Below are 4399 nucleotides of genomic sequence, written 5' to 3'. Positions count from 1 at the left end.
GGACTCTGTCGCTTCCCTTATGATTTCCAGGAATGTAGCCAGTTTGCCGGATTCAGAGGGTTCACTCTGTTCATGGTTGAGAAACTGTGCCGGGGTATTGCAGATCTGTTTTAAGGCATTCAGTAACTTGAAAATAATGCCTTTACGTTCAATGCCTTCTTCACTGGACTGAATGTCTTCCATAATGGTGTCTACTGTACTTTGGTACAGAGAGGCCTGTTTTGTACTCAGGTTACAGTAACGATTGCTTTCGATTTTCTCTGGCAAGTCGCTGATGATACTCTTGTCTGTTTTCAAACGACGGAGGATAAAAGGCGCTGTGATCTTACGGAAGGTTTGCAGGCTGTTCTGGTCACGATCCTTTTCTATGGGGGAAGCAAACTCATCATGAAAACGCTTCTGGGTTCCCAGGTATCCTTTGTTGGTAAAGTCAAACAGGCTCCAGTATTCCCGCAGGCGGTTCTCTACCGGCGTACCACTGAGACCAACACGAATATCCGCTTTCAGTTTCTTGATGGTCTTGGTCTGCAGGCTGCCAGGGTTTTTAATATTCTGGGCCTCGTCGATCACCAGTGTTCGCCAGCGCGGTTTGCCCAGAGTAGTGCTGTCCGAGCGGACAAGGCCATAACTTGTTAGAACCACATCGTGCTTGTCGGTTTCCAGGCATCGCTGTTGACCGTGATAAACCTGTACACTGAGATCGGGAGCAAAACGCTGCAGCTCTTTGCGCCAGTTGGTTAACAAGGAAGTAGGAGCGACAACCAGCCCTTTGTGTTTATCAAGCTGACCGGATTCTTTTTGGTGCAGAAGCAGGGTAATCACCTGAAGTGTTTTCCCAAGGCCCATATCGTCAGCAAGCAATGAGCCGAAACCAATACGGGCGTTTTGCGCCATCCATTCGAAGCCTCTCTGCTGATAAGGACGAAGCTGGGCTTGAAGGTTCTTCGGGCGCGGTGCGGGTTCACCTCTAAGCAGTTGGTTAAACAGTTCCTCTGCACTGGCAGAAAGGTCGACCCGGGCACCTTCAAGCTCTCCGGATAGACCCGCTTTTAGAAGCTGGGCCCGGGAAAGGGACTCTGGCAAGTCAGTCAGTTTCTTCAGAAGTTGCTGCAGCCGGGCATCATCCAGCATGACATACTGATCCAGCATTCTAACCAGGCCAGAAGCACCACTGACCAGGGACATAAACTCATCGGCTGATACTCTTTTATCGCCGATGGCGACCTGCCAGTTAAAGCGGAGCAGCTGGTCGATATTGAGATAGCTGACCGGGTTATCGCTGTCACTGGATGAAAGGGTGAGGCTCAACTGAGGATAAGCCAGGTTGCGCAGGCTTTTCGGGAGAACCAGCTGAATTCCCAGCATATTGAGGGTGGGCAGAGTTTTCAGGAAAAGCGGGGTAAAAGCCTTCAGAGTGTAATAGAGGCGAGGTTGGTGGTTCTGGTCAGTTCCACTGTATAGCTTTTCCATATCCGGGAGATAATCAGCCAGCAGAGCAAGATCGGTGAGAACGCTGACCTGAGTAGCGGACAGTTCTGAACCTGTAAGCAGGGTCGCCAGGGAATGAATGGAGCCATTTTGCTCGACCTGAACGTTGATTGATAGCTCTTCATTGTTTTCGGTGTTATCAGGAAACTCTTCAACGATCAGGTGCAGTCGGTGCTTGCGTTCACCAAGTGTTAACCTGTTCAGCCAGTTTCGGATAACTTTGGGGTACTCCCTCGTCTCAAAGCTATCAAAACGGCATGGCGTATCACCAAAAAAGAGCTGGCAGACATCCTGCACCTGGAGTTGCCCGGGTGACTGAATTAGAGCCGATGTTGTAAACAGGCTGATCAGACTATGCAGTGCGCTATCAACCTGGGTCTTTCCGTCGGCATAGTGGTTCAGATATGTTTTGCGTCGTTTTGGCTTGTGGGCGAGCAGAACAAGGTCTGGCGGGCAGAGAGAATACAGCTTTTCCAGCAGGGATTTCACCTGTTCACTCATCAAGGCAGGTTGCCAGTGAATCATGGTTTTACCTTCTGACTGCTGATAAACAGCCGGGATAAATGCCTGCTGGCAAGTCAGCCTTATGGCCAGACGGTAGATTTGTTGCCACATTAGAGCATGATGATAGTGTCGTGTGGTTTCTGGTTGTTCACTGGTATCCAGTGATCTCAGGAACAAGCCCCATTCTTTTGTATTCTTGATTGCTGGAAGCTCGGCACTGCCTTCACTTTCGACCCCTGAAAAATGTCCATTTTCATTGATGATCAGGGAGAGACGATTAAGCCGGGTCATTTCTGTTTGGCTGTCGGAACTGTCTTTATCAAACTGAAGGGCGCAGCGAGCCGTTCGTTTATAAAGATTGGCCATAACATCACGGAAGTCTTTCTGATAGAACAGTGGTTTGCTTCCCAGTATTCGGAAAATGCGCTCACTCAATGGCTCAATAGTGGTGAGATCCAGGTTCTCGAAAGCCGGGACGGCCGGTAGTTGCCAGTTTTGAATGACCGGTTCCGGGTGCCAGCCATCAAAATAGTGTGGTGGTGCATCAAGGCCCGTGAGAGAAACGCCAGACTGTTTTTCCATGGCGCTGATAAGATCCATTCCATGAAGCTCAAACACCAGAAATGGGTTTTTATCAATCTCATTGGCCATTAAATAAATAATGGCAGCGATATGCTTGCAGGGCATGGCCCAGTCAGGACAGGAACACGTCGCTGACATATCTTTCCAACTGCTGGGGAAGAGCGAAATATTTTTTCTGGTCAGCAGTTCCAGTGTTTGTTCAGGTAACTGGCGATTTAAAAGCCTGGCGAGCACAGCGGGATGGCTGCTGACCGTTTCCAGAATGTTGTTTTTTTCTTTGGTGGTAAAGCCCGGCAGGCTGACCGTGACCCGGTAAGGTCTGCGTTGCCTCCCCTGAACATCGGCTCTGGTTGTTCTGCCCTTTATCTCAATAGCCGTAACCGAACCGTTACCTGCGTAGCGCCGCCCTCTGGGGAGCCGGTTGGTATCATCAATACCGTTGAATGCTGCAAGCCACTGCTCGCCCCACCAAGTCTGACCGTAAGAGTTTGCCATTTTGAAAACAGAATCAGGAGAAAATTGATGAATTGTACGGGGTATGTAGAGCTTTACGAAAATAATATCAGTTTTTCAGAAGGCAAAGATGAAATCAGCACATTTTAGCCGTCAGATGTACGCCCCATGAGTGAACATGGGAACATTTCATACCACTCATTCGTTTAGGTGGGCTGCCAGCACTGTTTCACCGTACTCGCGTAAATCATCCAGGTGCTTTTCTATCACGGCTTTAAGAATATTAATGTCCAGCCTTTGATACTCGTGCACAGCGATATTTCGAAACCCCACCATCATTTTCATGCGGTGAGAGAGTTCTGGAGAGATAAGCTTGCGGTTCTGAAGTTCTTCAAAGATTTCTCTGGATTCCTGAGGCGCTGAGGCTTTCTGCAAGGCAAGAATTCTGTTGCCAATATCGATAGTGGCCTGACAGGCTCTCTGGATATTGAGAATAATAGAGTCTTGCTTGGTAAAATTGGTCGCAAGCTGGTCTTCAAAACCTTTGTATTCTTCACGAATACGGTCAAGGCAGCGGTTGATAATAGCGACCTTGTTCAGGAGAACATCATCCATTGCGTTGTCTCAACCTCTGTTTAATGCCTGCGAGTATATCGCGTCTTTCCATGTTTAGATTCTGGTATTGCGACCAGGTATGGGTTATGAACTCATCACAGAAACTTTTGTCCCGCTGATACAGCCACACCCCATTTTCTACAACTTCTTTTCTCAGCACAGTGGGTGCTTGCCAGAGATCTACCAGATCCACATCGTGATTAAGGGTTGCAGCCAGGTTCTGCGCCAGCTCCCAGCGCACTTCTCCAGAAATATTTTGATCACACATGATCGCCAGGTCGTAATCACTTTCTGGCTTATGGGTGCCCTTGGCCCGACTGCCATAGAGCATAATGCCCTGCAGCTGCGCACCAAAATACGACTTGATCATACTTGTGATCGTATCAAAGGTTGAGGTCTGATTGTCCATAGACAGACTATCGCTATTTTTGGGAAGATTGGCAATGGGGGCGGCTGGTCAATACGTTAGCAGGCAAACCAAACACCATTACCCAAAAGAATCATCTGGGTATCCTAAAGTGACCAAACTACCGAATTCATCAATATTTATCTCGACTTGATTACACTCTAGGAGGATGGATTGGTTATAACGATCACTGAGGAAGCTTATCTCCTGATTTTCTGAACCGCGCCATTGCAGAGAGGTATTGCGCAGATTTTGTTGATAGCGCCCGGCCACCAGAATATCCACATATTCCAAAATCTGTTTCGCATATGGAACGCTGGGGAGCTCGGCTCGCTCATAGCCTGTATACAG

General features: G+C 48.5%; 4 protein-coding genes. All 4 read right to left on the bottom strand.

What is annotated here, in order from left to right:
* Positions 1-3069 (bottom strand): SNF2-related protein (locus tag M3P05_RS20115; RefSeq protein WP_249701920.1); only part of this gene is annotated, 3069 nt, incomplete at its 3' end.
* Positions 3070-3225: 156 nt separating this feature from the next.
* On the bottom strand, positions 3226-3642 hold the full coding sequence (gene hepT, locus M3P05_RS20110) for a type VII toxin-antitoxin system HepT family RNase toxin (protein WP_249701919.1): 417 nt from the start codon (positions 3640-3642) through the stop codon (positions 3226-3228).
* Positions 3635-4012, bottom strand: a complete 378-nt coding sequence (gene mntA / locus M3P05_RS20105; protein WP_249701918.1) for a type VII toxin-antitoxin system MntA family adenylyltransferase antitoxin — start codon at positions 4010-4012, stop codon at positions 3635-3637. Before mntA ends, hepT begins: the two co-directional genes overlap by 8 nt.
* A 117-nt stretch (positions 4013-4129) precedes the next feature.
* A partial coding sequence (locus tag M3P05_RS20100) for a 4Fe-4S cluster-binding domain-containing protein (RefSeq protein ID WP_249701916.1) occupies positions 4130-4399 on the bottom strand: 270 nt, incomplete at its 5' end.

Source organism: Parendozoicomonas callyspongiae (assembly GCF_023502345.1).
GTDB lineage: Bacteria > Pseudomonadota > Gammaproteobacteria > Pseudomonadales > Endozoicomonadaceae > Sansalvadorimonas > Sansalvadorimonas callyspongiae.
Note: the sequence above shows the minus strand (reverse complement) of the source record. Positions and strands in the feature narration are given on the sequence as shown.

Excerpts from the sequence above, each read along its gene's own strand:
- mntA (WP_249701918.1), bottom strand. The coding sequence starts at position 4,012 with ATGATCAAGTCGTATTTTGGTGCGCAGCTGCAGGGCATTATGCTCTAT.
- hepT (WP_249701919.1), bottom strand. The coding sequence starts at position 3,642 with ATGGATGATGTTCTCCTGAACAAGGTCGCTATTATCAACCGCTGCCTT.